Raw genomic sequence first — 17,994 nt, 5'->3', positions numbered from 1 at the left:
TATACAATTGGACGCAATATGCAAGTGTGAGTGCCATGACCCTCCAGGACGACCAGATTCAGCCGGGCCCACAAGGGAATTCTGCGTATCAACGGATGCTGGACGAGATTCGAGCCGGTGCCTTGCTGCCAGGGGATCGGCTGCGGGAAATTGAATTGTCCGAACGGCTGGGTGTCAGCCGCACACCAGTGCGTGAGGCGATCCGGCAGCTTGAGGCAGACGGGCTTGTCACGCATGTCCCGAGACAGGGCGCTACGGTTCGCAGCCTGGATTATGCCGAGGTCATGGAGCTGTATGAGATGCGTGCTGTGCTTGAAGGCACCGCAGCGAGGTTGGCTGCGAGGGCGGCGTCGGATGTAGAGATGGATGAGCTGGAAGTTCTGAATGATCGTCTGGCTGAAGCAGGTACAGGGCCGGACGCGGCGCAGATCAATCGTATTTTTCATGCCACGCTACTGGACGCTGCCAAGAACCGATTTCTCGCAAAATCGATGTTGTCACTTCAAAAGGCTCTCCTGATCTTAGGCCCTTCGCAACTGTTGGATGGTGATCGTGCCGAGGTAGCCGTGACTGAGCATCGACGTGTCATGACGGCACTGAAGGCACGAGACGGAGCGACAGCAGAGACAGAAATGCGCGCTCACATTCAAGCCGCACAGCGGATGCGTATTCGCGCCCTGCAAGAGCGTGATCGCACAATCGACCAGAACTGACAGAAAGACCGGACATGTCCACCAGAATGGAAGCTTACGATATCGCGGTCATAGGAGGCGGCAATGCCGCGTTGTGCGCTGCTATGACCGCGGCTGAAGCCGGGGCAAAAGTCTTGATCCTCGAAACGGCACCCAAGCCGTATCGGGGTGGAAACTCCCGCCATACGCGCAACTTTCGTTGCATGCATGCTGGCCCGCTGGGTCCGCTGGTCGAGGAATACAGCGAAGACGAGTACCTCTCGGACCTGATGAAGGTTACCGGCGGCAAGACTGAAGAACATCTGGCGCGACTTGCGATCCGAACCTCAGAAGAATGCCTGCCCTGGATGGAGAACCGAGGTGTCCGTTTCCAGCCTTCTCTTTCAGGTACCCTTTCTCTTGCGCGAACCAATGCGTTCTTCATGGGCGGCGGTAAATCGCTGGTAAATGCTTATTACCGGACGGCCGAAGGCTTGGGCGTGGATGTCCTGTACGAAGCAGCTGTTACACATCTGGAGTTGAACGAAGACCAAGTGGAATGGGTCGACTATTCTTATGAGGGCGAGTCACATCGCATAACACCCAAGGCCGTGATTGTCGCCTCGGGCGGGTTTCAGGCTGACACCGATTGGCTGACCCGTGCCTGGGGACCTGCCGCACAGAACTTTTTGATCCGAGGTACACCCTACAATCGTGGCGTTGTACTGGCGGATCTTCTGGATCAAGGTATCGAGAGCGTCGGTGACCCGACCCAATGCCACGCCGTGGCGATTGATGGGCGGGCTCCAAAATTCGACGGCGGCATCGTGACCCGTCTGGACTGTGTGCCCTTCTCTATCGTTGTGAACAAAGACGCTCAGCGATTTTATGACGAGGGCGAAGACGTCTGGCCCAAGCGCTATGCGATTTGGGGACGTCTCGTCGCAGCACAACCCGATCAGGTAGGCTATGTTATCATCGATGCCAAATCGCTGAACCTGTTCATGCCATCGGTGTTTCCACCGCTCAAGGCGGATACGCTGGACGAACTGGCGGATATGATGGGACTGCCGGCCAACAAACTGAATGCTACTGTTGCGGCATTCAACGCGGCCTGTGGAGAAACCAGCGCCTTCCATCCGACCGAGCTGGATGGGGTTGCGACAACCGGGTTAGAACCACCCAAAACCAATTGGGCCCGTCCGATCACTGAACCTCCATTTTATGGCTATTCGCTGCGCACTGGCGTGACCTTCACCTACCTGGGGTTGAAGGTCGACGACACCGCACAGTGTTCAACACCTTCGGGCAAAGTCAGGAACCTTTGGGCCGCAGGCGAAACCATGGCCGGATCGATTCTGGGGCAGGGGTATCTCGCTGGTTTTGGCATGACCATCGGAACCGTTTTTGGACGTATTGCAGGACGTGAGGCCGCTGCTTATGCAAACTGATCTCATACAGGAAGCCCGTCGTCAGGCAGAAATCTGCAATGCCTGCCGTTATTGCGAGGGCTATTGCTCAGTCTTCCCCTCCCTTCACGCCGAACGCGCATTCTCGGACGGCGACATCACGCAGTTGGCCAATCTCTGTCACAACTGCCGAGGGTGCTATTATGCGTGCCAATACACGGCTCCGCACGAATTCGATCTTAATCTGCCCAAAGCGCTTGCCGAAGTGCGTCGGGACAGTTGGGAAAACCTTGCGTGGCCCCAAACACTGGCGCACAAGTTTCACACGCACGGTGCTGCCATCGCTTTGGCGCTGGTCATCGGCTTTGCTGTCCTGTTCTGGGCAATACATGCGATTGGTTCGACCGGCGGCCGTGGTTTCTATGCTGTCCTTTCTCATAACGCGATGGTGGCGATATTCGCGCCGGCATTCCTTTTGCCGCTGTTCAGCATTGCCATCAGTATGCGCCGTTATTGGCGCGCTGTGGGCGGCGAACCCATTCAATTGACCGATCTATTAGCGGCCTTTAGGCGGGCAAGCAAAATGCAGGATCTGGCAGCAGGGCACGGAGAAGGCTGCAATTTCGAGGACGAGGATCGGTTCAGCCAAGCGCGCCGTCACGTGCATCAGGCAATCATGTACGGCTTCCTTCTCTGCTTTGCCTCTACATCGGTGGCCACGGTAATGCACTATTTCTTTGGGTTGCATGCCCCTTACGGATTCTGGTCACTGCCCAAGCTCTTCGGGATATCGGGTGGTATTCTCTTGACCGTTGGCTGCGTCGCGATGGTCCTGCTGAAACAGAGGTCGGATCGCGAGCTTGGCGACAGTTCGGCATGGGGTGGTGATATCGGGTTCACTCTGCTGCTGGGTTTCGTCGGTTTCAGTGGACTTGTTTTGTACGGTCTTGGGCACACCGCCCTTATGCCAGAAATGCTGGCGATTCACCTCGCGTCTGTCCTGGCTTTTTTTCTGCTGACGCCGTTCACAAAGATGGCTCATGGGTTCTATAGGCTGGCAGCGCTTGTAAGAGATGCGCAACGGAAGAGGAACGCCTAAACAGGCATGTTTGCTTCAGCTTCTTTTGGTAAAACAGGTTCGCGGCTTCCAGCCGGGATTAGTCAGCAATAAGAACAACCTCTAAAACTGTGTAGGTTACGTGCCGTGCGTGCTCCAAATTGGGCTCAGAAAGACGACTTTCCGGTTCGAACACCTTCCAACTGTGCTAATTGTTGTCCCACAGAAGGCACCGATCACCACGACCGGTTCTTCCCCATGCTGCGCTGCCAAGTCAGTCATGACCGTCGGAAATCCACCCGTATCAACCCGACGCTTCCAGCGATTGTAGAACAGCAGCGCGGATTGGAATGCCGCCAATTGGTCATCGACAAGTGCGAATTCGCTGCAACTGCATAAACGACACCTAACCGGGCAATGATTTGGTGGTCAAAATTTTGGGCGTAAGCAACATAGCTCTACATGCGATCAGAATATCTGATGCCTTTGGCTAGCCTCCAGATTGCGCTTGCACTCAGGCTCAGTCGTCGTATGACGATAAATGAAGTTGCCGCGAGGGAAGTTTGTAATGCAAATGCTTGGCACATTCATCAAGCCGATGCACCCCGAGGGCATCAAGTTTGTCGGGATTTTCGCACTGGTCACCTTGGGGCTGTTTCTGCTTTCGCCTGTTTTGGGTTGGGTTGGTATTGGCCTGACGATCTGGTGTTACTATTTCTTCCGCGATCCCAAACGCATTACACCCACTCGCCCCGGACTGATCGTAAGCCCGGCGGATGGTATCGTATCACTGATCGAACCCGCGGCTCCGCCAGCGGAGCTTGGCATGGCGGAGACGCCGCTCACGCGTGTCAGCGTTTTCATGAGCGTTTTCAATTGTCACGTGAACCGGAGCCCGGTTGCTGGCGAGATCACGTCCGTCGCCTATCGCCCCGGCAAGTTTTTCAACGCCTCTTTGGACAAAGCCAGCACCGACAATGAGCGTAACGGCCTGTGTATTCGGATGCCAAACGGGCAGGAACTTGCAGTGGTCCAGATCGCTGGTCTGGTGGCTCGCCGTATCGTCTGTTTTGTGGCCTGCGGCACGCAAATGCAGACGGGTGAGCGTTTCGGCCTGATCCGGTTTGGCTCACGCTTGGATGTCTATCTGCCGCCCGGTGTGACACCGTTGGTCAGTATTGGCCAGACTATGATTGCGGGCGAAACCGTGTTGGCCGAATTGCCCGCCTCTGATGACGGATCGAGGACAGAACGGTGAATGGCGGTCGGGACAAGGCCATCACGGATTTTGCGCTGGTTCAGCTGATCCCGAACATGCTGACAATTGCAGCGATCTGCGCCGGCTTGTCGGCAATACGGTTTGGGATTCAGGGCAATCAGGTGTTGGCCGTGCAACTGATCGTGGCCGCCTGTGTTCTGGACGGGCTTGACGGGCGTATTGCGCGCCTGCTGAGCAGCGACAGCAAGATGGGGGCTGAACTCGATTCTCTGGCGGATTTTTTGAACTTTGGTATCGCACCGCCGCTGGTCCTCTATCTCTGGGCACTCCAGGATATGCGCAGCGCGGGTTGGATATCGGTCCTGGTCTTCGCCGTCTGTTGTGTCATGCGTCTGGCCCGGTTCAATGTCAGCAACAAGGCGGACGAAGATGAGACATCAAACGATTATTTTATCGGCGTGCCTGCGCCGGCCGGTGCGCTGCTGGTCCTGTTGCCGATGTCTGTTTCGTTTGCCTTTGCCAACACGCCTCTTCTGCCGGGTATCGTCATCTGCGCCTATATGGTCCTGATCGGCTTTCTGATGATCAGTCGTATTCCGACCTGGTCGTTCAAATCCGTCAGTGTGTCGCGGGACAACGTAAAAATATTTCTGGTGGGTTTCGCTTTTGTCGGAGCGGCGGTTCTAACCTACGCCTGGACTACTTTGGTTGTCCTGTGCGTCGGGTATGTTGGGATAGTTCTTTGGCATCTTTGTTTCAGAGGATCCCGCGCACTCACTCAACCGATCAGGAAGGGGAAGTAAGTTGAAAATCGAGGCGGTTCAAACCTCATATGCCCGCTGGGCACCGGTATATGACAAAACCTTCGGTGCAGTGACCAATGTAGGCAGACGTCGGGCAGTGGACTACATCAACACCTGCGCGGGGTCGGTGCTTGAGGTCGGTGTGGGGACCGGACTTTCACTGCAGCACTACAAAGCCGATCTGCAGGTGACCGGCATCGATTTCAGCAGCCAGATGCTGGCCAAAGCCCAAAGCAAAGTACAGCACCTGGGATTGAAGCAGGTCGTGGCACTAAAGCAGATGGATGCCCGTTCACTCGAATTTCCTGACAATTCTTTCGATATCATTGCCGCAATGCATGTGCTTTCGGTCGTACCCGACCCCGAACAAGTCATGTCCGAGATTGCCCGCGTACTCAAACCGGGTGGCAAGGTCGTCATCACTAACCACTTTGTACGCAGCCAGGGCGTGCTGGCCATTCTGGAACGGATTTCCGCCCCCTTCGCCAACATCATAGGTTGGCATTCGGATTTCGAAATCGAAACGGTCCTGCAAGAGCCCAGCCTTGCGGTCGAAGAGCAGAAATCTTTGCCTCCACTGGGTATGATGACTTTTCTGGTTCTGACCAAAACTGCAAGAACCTGATTTGCTCAACGGCTGATCGCGGCCAGACGCAGTTCGCGCGGACCATATAGATGTCTGTGTCAGCTAATAGCGTTTTGCTTCTTAATCCCAGATGCATGGCTTCATCGCGATTTGGGCTCAATGCGCCATACAAATAGATAGCTTCAATTGCCTATCTCCGACCAAAATGGTCTCGTCTTATGAACCTGCTTACTGGTCTAATCGTTGAGGCAGGCTAGAATCGCATTCTGCGTTGTTTTTCAGCAAATCCGTACATTTTGCTGACAGGTTGGGCGCGACACACGTGTTTTAGTCGTTGCCTGAGCCGGTGGCATTGTCTCTACCTAAGCCGTTGCCCAACCCGGTGGGCATGAACCGCAATTTGACCGTCGTAGTAGTTGAACAAAACCGTGACCGTGCTTTCGCGATTGTCGATGCACTGAAAGAGTCTGGTAACGTCGACGTATATGTGATCGGAAATGTCTCGGGGCTTGCACGCAAGATCGCCACCCACAGCCCGGATATTGTGCTGATCGATATCGATAACCCTTCGCGCGATATGCTTGAAGAGCTTACAATCGCCTCTGGTCCAATGGAGAGGCCAGTGGCGATGTTCGTGACCGGTGCCGCCGGGGGGCTTGCCAAAGACGCAGTTGAGGCAGGTGTTTCGGCATATGTCGTCGACGGGCTGCAAGCTGAGAGGATCAAGCCTGTCATAGATACGGCGATTGCCAGGTTTCAGGTCCTGCGCCAGATGCGCACGGAACTTGCCGAGACACAACGCGCGCTGGAGGAGCGAAAAGTCATCGACAGGGCGAAGGGATTGCTGATGAAAGCCAAAGGCATCCAAGAAGACGAAGCCTACGCTCTTCTACGCAAGACTGCGATGAACCAGAACCGCCGGGTTGCCGATGTGGCCGAAGCCCTTGTAACGGCGTCCGGGCTGTTATCATGAGAACGGTCTCTCTTCCCGTTGCGTATATGCCGCTAGTCGACGCGGCTCCATTGATCGTTGCAAGAGAAATGGGGTTTGACCATGCCGAGGGGGTGTCGCTGGAGCTGCACCCGGCGCCGTCCTGGTCATCACTGCGGGACATGTTGGCCTTTGGACATGTCGATGCAGCACATCTTCTATCTCCGATCCCGATTGCTACGAGATTGGGCCTGGGCGGCATCGCAACGCCCCTGTCGGCTGTTTCGGTTCTCTCGCTGAATGGAAATGTCATCGGAGTTGGACGCACGCTGGAACAGTCGCTTCGCGCTCAGGGTTACTCATTTGATTTCCATGATGCGAAAGCCGCTGGAGCCGCACTCGCGCGGGTCGCGGATGGCACGCTGGTGTTTGGTGTACCGTTTCCGTTTTCCATGCATGTCGAGCTTTTGCGGTATTGGGTAGAAGGAACCGAATTGGAATCGACGCAAGTCGAGATTCGAACCGTTCCGCCACCGTTGATGGCTCAGGCACTCGCGGCGGGTGAGATTGACGCCTTTTGTGTTGGAGAGCCTTGGGGGTCCGCCTCTGTCGAGGATCAAGCCGGTGCATTACTGCTGCCCGGGCGCGCGATCTGGTCGTGTGCGCCCGAAAAGGTACTGGCAGTCAGGTCGGGATGGGCTGACACCGAGCCGCATTTGCTAGGCAGCCTGATGCGCGCGGTTTGGCGCGCTGGTCGCTGGCTTTCGAGCACAGGTAGCAGGACAACGGCTACGGAAATGCTGGCGCGTAAATCCCATCTGAATGTATCCCCGGAACTGATTGACCGTGCGTTGTCAGGAGCGTTCACGATTTCTTCCCGAGGTGAGCAACGTCATGTCGATCGATTTGTTGAATTCTATGACGGCGCAGCCACCTTCCCCTGGCGCAGTCAAGCTAAGTGGATTGCGCATCGTCTGGCGAAAAGAAACGGTCTGAACGCCTCGGATGCAGAGCATCGGGTCGCCGGGATTTTCCGCAGTGACCTGTACCGACGTGAGTTGCAAAACACAGGGGCAGAATTGCCGGGCGCTTCGGCAAAGCTGGAAGGCGCGAATCCCCATGCGAATGCCGTAGCATCGGCCCAAGGCGGTCTGATCCTGCCTCCAAACGTGTTTTTTGACCGCCAAATTTTTGAGCCGTCCGAATAGCTCTGCACAATCTTTTTGCACTGCAGCATAGAAAGATGCTGCGACGCAGAAAAAACCAAGCCCCAGTACCTGTTTTGGGATGACGGCACACATCGACGATGGCTTAATTTGATTATCGGAAGGCAACGACGCCTGCCGAAGGAATTCACCCGAAGACGACGGGTACCAATCAAGAGCAAAGCCGCTCGACCAACCGCCAACTCCTCCTGGCGGTGTGTGTCGGCGGCTTTTTTGTTTGCCCGAGAAGGGCAGGACCGAAAGGGACCAAGATGAATAGACTTCTTCTAAGCCTTGCTGCGACAACAGCGCTGGCCACGCCGTCATTTGCCGAATTGCTGGAGCTGGAGAAAGACGAACTGACTTTTGGCTTCATTAAGCTGACCGATATGGCGCCTCTGGCCGTGGCGTACGAGCAGGGGTATTTTCTGGATGAGGGCCTGTTTGTGACCTTGGAAGCGCAGGCCAACTGGAAAGTCTTGCTGGATGGTGTGATCGACGGGCAACTGGATGGTGCCCACATGCTGGCGGGTCAGCCCTTGGCCGCGACCATCGGATACGGGACTGAGGCACACATAGTCACGCCGTTTTCGATGGACCTGAACGGCAACGGCATCACCGTGTCAAACGAAATCTGGGAAGAAATGAAGCCCAACATTCCGGTGATGGACGACGGCCGCCCTCAGCACCCGATCAGCGCCGAGGCTTTGGCCCCGGTGGTGGAAAAATACAAATCCGAAGGCAAGCCCTTCAACATGGGCATGGTCTTCCCGGTTTCGACCCACAATTACGAGCTTCGGTATTGGCTGGCAGCCGGTGGACTGCACCCAGGTTATTACAGCCCCGATGACGTGACTGGTCAGATCGGTGCGGATGTATTCCTGTCAGTGACCCCTCCGCCGCAGATGCCCGCCACTTTGGAGGCCGGAACAATCTACGGCTATTGTGTGGGAGAGCCTTGGAACCAGCAAGCGGTGTTCAAGGGCATCGGTGTGCCGGTCATCACAGATTACGAGCTGTGGAAGAACAACCCCGAAAAGGTTTTTGGCATCACCGCAGAATTTGCCGAAGAGTATCCGAATACCACCTTGGCTGTGACGAAGGCGCTGATCCGTGCGGCGATGTGGCTGGACGAAAACGACAACGCCAACCGACCCGAAGCTGTCGAAATACTCAGCCGACCTGAATATGTAGGCGCGGATTATGATGTCATCGCAAACTCGATGACCGGTACTTTCGAATATGAAAAGGGCGACAAGCGCGAAGTTCCGGATTTCAACGTGTTCTTTCGCTACAACGCGACTTATCCGTTCTACTCGGACGCTGTCTGGTACCTGACTCAAATGCGCCGTTGGGGTCAGATTGCCGACGCCAAGCCCGATAGCTGGTACGACGAAGTCGCCAAGTCGGTTTACAAGCCTGAGGTCTACCTCGCCGCGGCCCGCCTGCTGGTGGACGAAGGTCTGGCGAATGAGGCTGATTTTCCCTGGGACAGCGATGGTTACAAGGCGCCGACACCAGCTGCGGATATCATCGACGGCATCGTCTATGACGGCCGCTTGCCTAACGCCTACCTCGAAAGCCTGTCCATCGGTCTGAAGGGCGATCAGAAGATCGTCGGCTCGGACGTACGAGGCTAATCCCGAAACGCCGCGCCCGGCTTTGATCGGGCGTGGCCCCCCAGGTTCCGCCCGCCAGTGCAAGGACACATCAAATGACAACGGTCGATCCAGAATTTAACGCAGACGCCGCCCGCGAAGAGCGTCGCGCCCGCCTTTTCACCCGCATTAATGCCGCCGACAAATGGTTCCAGGTACTGGGTCTCAGCTGGGCTACCCCGATCCTGAAGGCCGCTGCCGGAGACAATCCGCGTGCCCAGTTGGGCCAGATATGGAAGCTGCTGATTGTGCCTTTGCTGTCAATCTGCGTCTTCTTGCTGCTGTGGGCGACACTGGCGCCCAAGGTGCAGACGTCGTTGGGCGCAGTACCCGGACCAGCGCAGGTCTGGGAAGAGATGGTCAGCCTAAATAAAGACGCCCAGGCCAAGGCTGCAAAACGCGCCAAATTCGAGGAGATGGTTGAAAAGCGGAACCAGAAGTTCATTGACGCCGGTCAGCCTGAAAAGGTGAAGGACGTCGCCTTTACCGGCGCGCCGTCCTACTACCAGCAAATCTGGACCTCGATTAAGACCGTATTTTTCGGCTTTGTGGTTGCGACCGTTGTGGCCGTACCGCTTGGAATCGCCGCAGGCCTGTCTCCGACAGCAAATGCCGCCTTGAACCCACTTATTCAGATCTTCAAACCGGTCTCGCCGCTCGCTTGGTTGCCCATCGTCACCATGATCGTTTCCGCAGTTTACGTCACCAATGACGGTTGGTTTGCCAAGTCGTTCCTGATCTCGGCAATCACTGTGACCCTGTGTTCGCTGTGGCCGACTCTGATCAACACGTCACTGGGTGTCGCGTCGATCGACAAGGATCTGGTGAACGTTTCGAAGGTTCTGAAGATGAACACCTACACCAAGATCACCAAGTTGGTGCTGCCGTCGGCCCTGCCGCTGATCTTCACCGGCTTGCGCCTCAGTCTGGGCGTCGGCTGGATGGTTCTGATCGCGGCCGAAATGCTTGCGCAAAACCCCGGTCTGGGCAAATTCGTCTGGGATGAATTCCAGAACGGCTCGTCCAGTTCGCTGGCCAAGATCATGGTTGCGGTCTTCACCATCGGTATCATCGGCTTCCTGCTGGACCGAGTGATGTACGCGCTGCAATCCCTCTTTACCTTTACCAACAACCGGTGAGCGCGATGAGCATTCTAAGCTTCAAGAACGCCTCGAAATCCTTCGGCGAAGGGACTGCCCGTACCGATGTGCTGAAAGGTATCGACCTTGACGTGCAAGAGGGCGAGTTTCTGGTGATCCTCGGTTTCTCGGGCACCGGCAAAACTACCCTGATCAATCTGATGGCCGGGCTGGATACCCCGACTGACGGTGAGATCTTGTTTAAGGGCGCCTCGATCCAAGGACCGGGCCCGGAACGGGGGGTGATTTTCCAGAACTATTCGCTGATGCCGTGGCTGACGGTCAGCGGGAATGTCGGGCTGGCGGTTGATACGGTTTTTCCGGGTCTCAGCAAGGCCGAAAAGGCCGAGAAGATCGCGCAATACGTCAAGATGGTGGGTCTCAGCCACGCAGCGACGCGCCGTCCGGCGGAACTGTCAGGTGGGATGCGCCAGCGGGTCAACGTGGCTCGTGCGCTGTCGATGAACCCCGAGGTTCTGCTGCTGGATGAGCCGTTGTCGGCGCTCGACGCCCTGACGCGTGCCAATCTGGCGGATGAGATTGAACATATCTGGGAAGCCGACAAGAAGACCTGTGTGCTGATCACCAATGACGTGGACGAGGCCATCGTCCTGGCCGACCGCATCATCGCGCTGAACCCCGATGGCACGCTGGGGCAGGAGTTTCGTGTGTCGATCCCGCGCCCGCGCGACCGGGGGGCGATGAACAATGATGAGATCTTTAAACAGCTGCGAGCAGACGTCACCAAATATCTGATGGATGTGGGGATCGAAGCCAAGGTTGAAGGCTCGCGCATCCTGCCAGATGTGACACCGATCCATGGCGTGCCGACAGCGGTGGCAGAGGCGCAAAAAGGGTTGATTGAGAACCGCTTCCTCGACTTCTCTCAATTGCACAAGGTCTATCCGACGCCCAAAGGGCCGTTGACTGTAGTCGAGGATTTCGATCTGAAGATCGACAAGGGTGAGTTCATCTCGCTGATCGGCCATTCCGGGTGTGGCAAATCCACGGTTCTGACGATGGCGGCGGGGCTGAACGAAATCTCGAAAGGTGCGATCAAGCTGGATGGCCGCCATGTCGAAGGGGCTGATCCAGAACGCGCCGTGGTGTTCCAATCCCCCAACCTGTTCCCTTGGCTCAGCGCCAAAGAGAACGTCGCGATTGGTGTCGACAAGGTCTATCCCAAAGCCAGCATCGCCGAGCGGCAGGACGTAGTTGAATATTACTTAGAACGGGTCGGTCTGGCCGATGCGATGGATAAATCAGCCTCTGATCTGTCGAACGGCATGAAGCAACGCGTCGGCATCGCCCGCGCCTTTGCCCTGTCGCCCAAACTGCTGTTGTTGGACGAGCCCTTTGGGATGCTCGACAGCCTGACGCGCTGGGAATTGCAGGAAGTGCTGATGGAGGTCTGGTCCCGCACCAAGGTCACCGCGATCTGCGTGACCCATGACGTGGATGAGGCGATCCTGCTAGCCGACCGCGTGGTGATGATGACCAACGGCCCGCAGGCGACCATTGGCAAGATCACCAAGGTCGATCTACCTCGTCCACGGACACGCAAGGCGTTGCTGGAACATCCCGATTACTACACCTACCGGCAGGAAGTTCTCAGTTTTCTTGAAGAGTACGAACACGGCGCCAAGCCGAAATCGCCCGCCCCCAAGGCGATTGCAGCGGAGTGATGATATGAAACAAAGACTAGTCGTAATAGGCGCCGGAATGGCCTCGGGCAGGGTGCTGGAGCACTTGACAGACGCCGCGCCCGAAAGGTTCGACATTACCCTGTTCAACGCAGAACCGCGTGGGAACTACAACCGCATCATGCTCAGCCCGGTCCTGTCGGGAGAGAAAACGTACGAAGAGATCGTTACCCATGATGATGACTGGTACGCGGAACGGAACGTAAACTGTCGTTTTGGCGAGCAGGTGGTGAAGATCGACCGCGAGATGAAGGTGGTCGAGGGCACGAATGGGCATGTGCCCTACGACAAGTTGGTGATCGCGACCGGATCGAACCCGTTCATTATCCCGTTGCCCGGTCACGATCTGGACGGCGTGATCGCCTATCGCGATCTGGAAGATACCCAGCAGATGATGGGTATGGGTCCGGACAATAAGGTTGTCGTGATCGGCGGCGGCTTGCTGGGGCTTGAGGCTGCTGCGGGCATGGCTGCCCATGGCGTTGACGTGACCGTGGTTCACATCATGGGTCACCTGATGGAGCGGCAGCTGGATGAAGCCGCCGGATACTTGCTAAAAAAGTCTCTGGAGGACAAAGGCATAAAGATCTGCCTTCAGGCGAATTCCAAGGAAATCCTCGGGCAGGGCGGCAAGGTCCGTGCACTGCTGCTGGAGGATGGCACCGAGCTGCCCTGCGATCTACTGGTCATGGCCGTGGGCATCCGTCCCAACACTTCGCTCGCGCAAGAGGCAGGGTTGGCTACCGGGCGGGGTATACATGTGGATGATCAGATGCTGACTTCTGACCCGGATGTCTACGCCCTGGGCGAATGTGTTGAGCATGACGGGGCTGTCTTCGGTCTCGTCGCGCCGCTCTACGATCAGGCCAAGGTGGCCTCGCGGTCTCTGTTGGGTGAAGATGCTGCTTTCGTGCAGAAAACCTTGTCGACAAAGCTGAAAGTCACCGGCTGCGATCTGTTCAGCGCTGGTGATTTCACCGATGGCCCAAGGCGCGAGGATATTGTTTTCCGTGACCCTTCGCGCGGGATCTACAAGCGCCTTGTCATTGAAGAAGACCGCCTGATCGGTGCGGTGATGTATGGTGACACTGCTGACGGCAGCTGGTTCTTCGGCCTGATCAAGGACGGTACCAGCGTCGAAGAAATGCGTGAGACGCTGATCTTTGGTCCAGCCTATCAGGGGGGCGATACTGCGGACCCTCTCTCAGCCGTTGCAGCATTGCCGCCTGAGGCGGAGATTTGCGGCTGCAACGGCGTATGCAAAGGCGACATTGTCGAGGCGATCGGCGCAGGCGCCCACGATCTTGGTGCCGTGCGAACAACCACCAAGGCCAGCGCGTCTTGCGGGACCTGTACGGGACTGGTCGAACAGTTGCTGCAGGTCACACTGGGCGACGGGTTCGAAATACCGACGGCCCAGCCGATTTGTGGCTGCACAGATCTGACGCATGAAGACGTGCGCCGTCTGATCAAGGGGCAGGAACTGAAAAGCCAGGCTGCCGTCTGGCAGGAACTCGGCTGGACCACGCCCAATGGCTGTCATGTCTGCCGTCCGGCAATCAACTATTACCTGCTAGCGGATTGGCCTCTGGACTACAGGGACGACCCGCAAAGCCGGTTCGTCAATGAACGCAAGCACGCCAACATTCAGAAGGACGGTACCTTCAGCGTCGTGCCACGTATGTGGGGTGGGATTACCACTCCGGAAGAACTGCGCGCCATCGCAGATGCAGCTGACAAATACGACGTGCCAACCGTCAAGGTCACAGGCGGTCAGCGCATCGACCTGCTGGGTGTCAAGGGCGAGGACCTGCCTTCGATCTGGTCGGATCTGAACAAGGCGGGACTGGTTTCGGGCCATGCCTATTCCAAGGGCCTGCGTACGGTCAAAACCTGTGTTGGGACCGATCACTGCCGGTTTGGGACGCAGGACAGCACGGGGTTGGGCATCAAGCTTGAGAAAATCCTGTGGGGATCTTGGACGCCACACAAACTGAAATTGGCCGTGTCGGGTTGCCCGCGCAACTGTGCCGAGGCGACCTGCAAGGACATCGGTGTGGTCTGCGTGGACTCAGGATTTCAGATCAGCATTGGCGGTGCTGCGGGCATGGACGTGAAGGAGACCGAACTGCTGTGTCAAGTTCCCACGGAGCAGGAGGCGATCGAGGTCGTGATGGCCGTTACGCAGGCGTATCGTGAAGGCGGTAAGTATCTGGATCGACTTTATAAATGGTTGGGTAAGGTCGGCATGGACTGGGTAAAGGGGCAGGTGGTCGACGACGTTGAAAACCGTGCCGCCTTGGTCGCCCGATTTGAAGTGTCGCAAAGTGTTTACCGCAAGGACCCTTGGGCAGAGCACGTGCGGGAGAAGGCGCAGTGCTACGCTCCGATTGCAGATTTCACATTGGAGGCCGCGGAATGAGCTGGATCGACATTGGACATATCGACGACATTCCCCTTCGCGGCGCGCGTTTGGTGAAAACCCATATCGGCTGCATTGCCGTCTTTCGCACTGCTGAGGCCGAGGTGTTTGCCGCCACCAACAGTTGCCCGCACAAGGGTGGCCCTCTGTCAGAAGGGATCGTTCATGGCCAGTCGGTGACCTGCCCGTTGCACAACTGGGTCTTCGATCTGAACACGGGCGAAGCGCAGGGCGCAGATGATGGTCGGATCACCACATACCCCGTTCGGATCGAGGCAGGGCGCATTCTGATGGACGACAGCGCCGTAACCCAACGGAGTGCCGCTTGATGGACGGAACAGGCCTGCCAGAGGTTCGATCGACCTGTGCATATTGCGGCGTGGGATGCGGAGTCCTGCTGCGTCCGGACGGCGCCGGAGGGCTGACGGTACGCGGCGATCCGGACCACCCTGCAAACTACGGTCGGTTATGTTCCAAAGGCTCCGCCTTGGGTGAAACTGTTGGCTTAGAACACCGCCTGCTGGCGCCGCGCGCTTTTGGGCGGGACACAAATTGGGACGATGCTTTGCAATTGGTCGCGGACCGGTTTTCCAGCGCGATTGCTGAACATGGCCCTGACAGTGTGGCCTTCTACGTTTCGGGGCAATTGCTGACCGAAGACTATTACGTCGCCAACAAGCTGATGAAGGGCTTCATGGGCTCGGCCAACATCGACACCAACTCGCGGTTATGCATGGCGTCGACCGTTGCAGGGCATAAAAGAGCCTTCGGCGCGGATACAGTGCCAGGCACCTACGAGGATCTGGACGAGGCCGATCTTGTCGTCCTTGTGGGCTCAAACCTCGCATGGTGCCATCCGGTGTTGTATCAACGCATACTGGCTGCACGTCAGGCGCGCGGCACAAAGATCGTCGTGATCGACCCGCGGCGCACTGCAAGTTGTGATCAGGCCGACCTGCATCTGGCGTTACGACCGGGCAGCGACGTCGCGCTTTTTAATCGGCTTTTGGTGAGAATTAACGATGCCGGCCATGTCGCCCCAGATTTTCTCAAGCAGACCGTAGGCTTCTCTGAGGCACTGAATGCTGCAGGGCAAGATGACCCGGCAGTGACTGGTTTGACACAGGATGAAATCAATAGGTTTTGCGATCTATGGGTAAAAACCGAACGCGTTGTCACGATCTTCAGCCAAGGCGTGAATCAATCGTCCAGCGGGACGGACAAAGTGAACGCAATCCTCAACTGTCACCTTGCTACGGGTCGGATCGGTCGCCCCGGCATGGGTCCTTTTTCGGTCACCGGACAACCTAACGCGATGGGCGGGCGCGAGGTCGGCGGCCTGGCCAACATGCTGGCCTGTCATCTGGACATTGAGAACGCCGATCACCGCGCCGCCGTTCAGCAGTTCTGGAATGCTCCGTCGATGCCCAACAGGCCAGGATTAAAGGCGGTGGATCTATTCCACGCGGTTAATGAAGGTCAGATCAAAGCGTTGTGGATCATTCACACCAACCCGGCTGTCACCATGCCCGATGCCGACAAGGTTGCAAACGCCATAGCAGAATGCCCTTTCACCGTGGTCAGCGATGTTACCGATAAAACTGACACCGCACGTTTGGCGGATGTCCTTCTTCCCGCTGCCGGTTGGGCAGAAAAAAGCGGCACCGTCACGAATTCCGACCGCACCATAAGCCGTCAACGTGCGGTCTTGCTTCCGCCAGGACACGCGCGGCCCGATTGGGACATTCTGGCTGAAGTTGGGCGCCGTATGGGGTGGGACATGGCATTCGACTATCGGTCTCCCGCCGAAATCTTTAGAGAATATGCGGTGCTTTCGTCGGTCGCGAGCGGGTTTGGAAGGGACTTCGACATTTCCGGGTTGGCGGACATCACCGATGCTGCTTACACAGAATTGGAGCCTGTAAAATGGCCGGTCTCCAAAAACCGCAACGGCGGAAGGTTTTTCCGCCGCGGGGGGTTCTTTCATCCGGACGGTAAGGCGCGGTTTGTGCCGGTACATCACAGACCGCCCGCAACGAAGACTGATCAGAAGTATCCCTTTCGCCTGAACACCGGTCGCATACGGGATCAGTGGCACACGATGACCCGCAGCGGATTGTCGCCCCGCCTGTCGACGCACCTTGCCGAACCGTTTTTGGACATTCACCCCGAAGATGCAAGACGCCTTGACCTGTCCCCTGCAGATCTTGTTGAGGCCGAAAGCTCTGTGGGTCGCGCGATATTTCGGGCGCGCGTGACTGATGCAGTGGCGCCGGGTCAGGTTTTTGCGCCGATTCACTGGACCGGTGAGACGGCACCGTCTGCACGCGTAGATATGCTGGTTCCCAGCGTGACCGATCCAATTTCCGGGCAGCCGGAAAGCAAGGCCACCGCAGTTTCCGTTCGTGGCGTGAAAGCCGCCTGGTATGGTTTTGCCGTTTCAACGGAACCAATGTCACCACCCGTTGAATATTGGGCGACAGCCAGATCAGAAAAGGGATATCGCACGGAACTGGCTGGGGACGCGCTCGTCAAAGATTGGGAAAAAACAGCACGCGACTGGTTTGGGTTGCCGGACGCGGCAGTCATATCAATTACCGATCCAGCACGGGGATCCTATCGCCTTGCCTTGGCAGAAGGGAACCGGCTGAAAGCGGTCTTATTCATCGCGCGGGAACCGGTGAAGGTGATGCGCGACTATGTATCGACACTGCTTGAAACAGCGCCCGAGCAGGTTTTAACCGGCCGCGCACCTCTGACATTTGAAGATGCCGGCCCAATAATCTGCTCGTGTTTTGGGGTTGGGCTGAACACGATTACTCGCGCTATCGACACGAAACGATTGGTCAGTGTGGATGAAATTGGAGCGATGCTTCAAGCGGGATCAAACTGCGGCTCCTGTCGTCCTGAGCTCGCCGAATTGCTCAAGAAACGTTCAGTTTGCGGAAGCCGCGCATCGCAGATCAAGCCACAACACAATATCGCATAGAGCGGTCGGAATACGGCCAGTACAAAGTCATGTACAACCGTTGGAAGGGGTGGAATGAAAAGCGCCTTTACCTGGTTCCATCAGGACGTCCCGCCGAACCTGCTCGTCGCTGACGTGTGCCCAGAAATCTGAGGTAGCGTTCGGCAGGTAACAGCCCTCTGCGGGTATTCGCTAAACAAAGAGTCTTTGGCATCTCTGCGGG

The 17,994-nt window shown here is 56.9% G+C and carries 14 protein-coding genes; all 14 read left to right on the top strand.

Features of this window, described 5'->3' with window-relative positions:
• Window positions 1–35 precede the first annotated feature (35 nt).
• The 14 genes from AC2TCY_RS17010 (at window position 36) to AC2TCY_RS16945 (ending at window position 17,792) form a co-directional block, all read left to right on the top strand.
• Entirely contained in the window at window positions 36–713 is a 678-nt protein-coding gene (locus tag AC2TCY_RS17010) for a GntR family transcriptional regulator (RefSeq protein WP_480849136.1), read from the top strand.
• Window positions 714–727: 14 nt separating this feature from the next.
• A complete protein-coding gene (gene tcuA, locus AC2TCY_RS17005; RefSeq protein WP_480849135.1) occupies window positions 728–2,122 on the top strand; it encodes an FAD-dependent tricarballylate dehydrogenase TcuA in 1,395 nt (464 codons plus the stop codon).
• Window positions 2,112–3,179, top strand: coding sequence for a tricarballylate utilization 4Fe-4S protein TcuB (gene tcuB / locus AC2TCY_RS17000; RefSeq protein WP_480849133.1), 1,068 nt, complete (start codon window positions 2,112–2,114; stop codon window positions 3,177–3,179). The genes tcuA and tcuB overlap by 11 nt, the downstream gene beginning before the upstream one ends.
• 526 nt (window positions 3,180–3,705) lie before the next feature.
• Window positions 3,706–4,395 (top strand): phosphatidylserine decarboxylase, encoded by a 690-nt coding sequence (locus AC2TCY_RS16995; RefSeq protein ID WP_480849132.1) that lies wholly within the window; start codon window positions 3,706–3,708, stop codon window positions 4,393–4,395.
• Window positions 4,396–4,451: 56 nt separating this feature from the next.
• Window positions 4,452–5,159 (top strand): CDP-diacylglycerol--serine O-phosphatidyltransferase, encoded by a 708-nt coding sequence (gene pssA, locus AC2TCY_RS16990; protein ID WP_480849322.1) that lies wholly within the window; start codon window positions 4,452–4,454, stop codon window positions 5,157–5,159.
• 1 nt (window position 5,160) lies between these two features.
• Window positions 5,161–5,784: a class I SAM-dependent methyltransferase gene (locus AC2TCY_RS16985; RefSeq protein ID WP_480849130.1), complete on the top strand. Its 624-nt coding sequence runs from the start codon at window positions 5,161–5,163 to the stop codon at window positions 5,782–5,784.
• Window positions 5,785–6,133: 349 nt separating this feature from the next.
• Window positions 6,134–6,718: an ANTAR domain-containing response regulator gene (locus AC2TCY_RS16980; RefSeq protein ID WP_480849128.1), complete on the top strand. Its 585-nt coding sequence runs from the start codon at window positions 6,134–6,136 to the stop codon at window positions 6,716–6,718.
• A complete protein-coding gene (locus tag AC2TCY_RS16975; RefSeq protein WP_480849127.1) occupies window positions 6,715–7,884 on the top strand; it encodes an ABC transporter substrate-binding protein in 1,170 nt (389 codons plus the stop codon). Before AC2TCY_RS16980 ends, AC2TCY_RS16975 begins: the two co-directional genes overlap by 4 nt.
• A gap of 269 nt (window positions 7,885–8,153) precedes the next feature.
• Window positions 8,154–9,521 (top strand): CmpA/NrtA family ABC transporter substrate-binding protein, encoded by a 1,368-nt coding sequence (locus AC2TCY_RS16970; RefSeq protein WP_480849125.1) that lies wholly within the window; start codon window positions 8,154–8,156, stop codon window positions 9,519–9,521.
• 74 nt (window positions 9,522–9,595) lie between these two features.
• Window positions 9,596–10,678, top strand: coding sequence for an ABC transporter permease (locus AC2TCY_RS16965; protein WP_480849124.1), 1,083 nt, complete (start codon window positions 9,596–9,598; stop codon window positions 10,676–10,678).
• A gap of 5 nt (window positions 10,679–10,683) precedes the next feature.
• Complete coding sequence (locus tag AC2TCY_RS16960; protein WP_480849122.1) at window positions 10,684–12,363, top strand: ABC transporter ATP-binding protein; 1,680 nt, start codon at window positions 10,684–10,686, stop codon at window positions 12,361–12,363.
• A gap of 4 nt (window positions 12,364–12,367) precedes the next feature.
• Complete coding sequence (gene nirB / locus AC2TCY_RS16955; protein ID WP_480849121.1) at window positions 12,368–14,803, top strand: nitrite reductase large subunit NirB; 2,436 nt, start codon at window positions 12,368–12,370, stop codon at window positions 14,801–14,803.
• Window positions 14,800–15,132, top strand: a complete 333-nt coding sequence (gene nirD, locus AC2TCY_RS16950) for a nitrite reductase small subunit NirD (RefSeq protein ID WP_480849120.1) — start codon at window positions 14,800–14,802, stop codon at window positions 15,130–15,132. Before nirB ends, nirD begins: the two co-directional genes overlap by 4 nt.
• The gene (locus AC2TCY_RS16945) at window positions 15,132–17,792 is read left to right on the top strand and encodes a molybdopterin-dependent oxidoreductase (RefSeq protein WP_480849321.1); all 2,661 of its coding nucleotides are present in this window, start codon (window positions 15,132–15,134) and stop codon (window positions 17,790–17,792) included. Before nirD ends, AC2TCY_RS16945 begins: the two co-directional genes overlap by 1 nt.
• The last annotated feature ends 202 nt before the right edge of the window (window positions 17,793–17,994 follow it).

Source organism: Ruegeria sp. HKCCD7181 (assembly GCF_057221055.1).
This window is presented reverse-complemented; position numbering and strand designations above follow the sequence as displayed.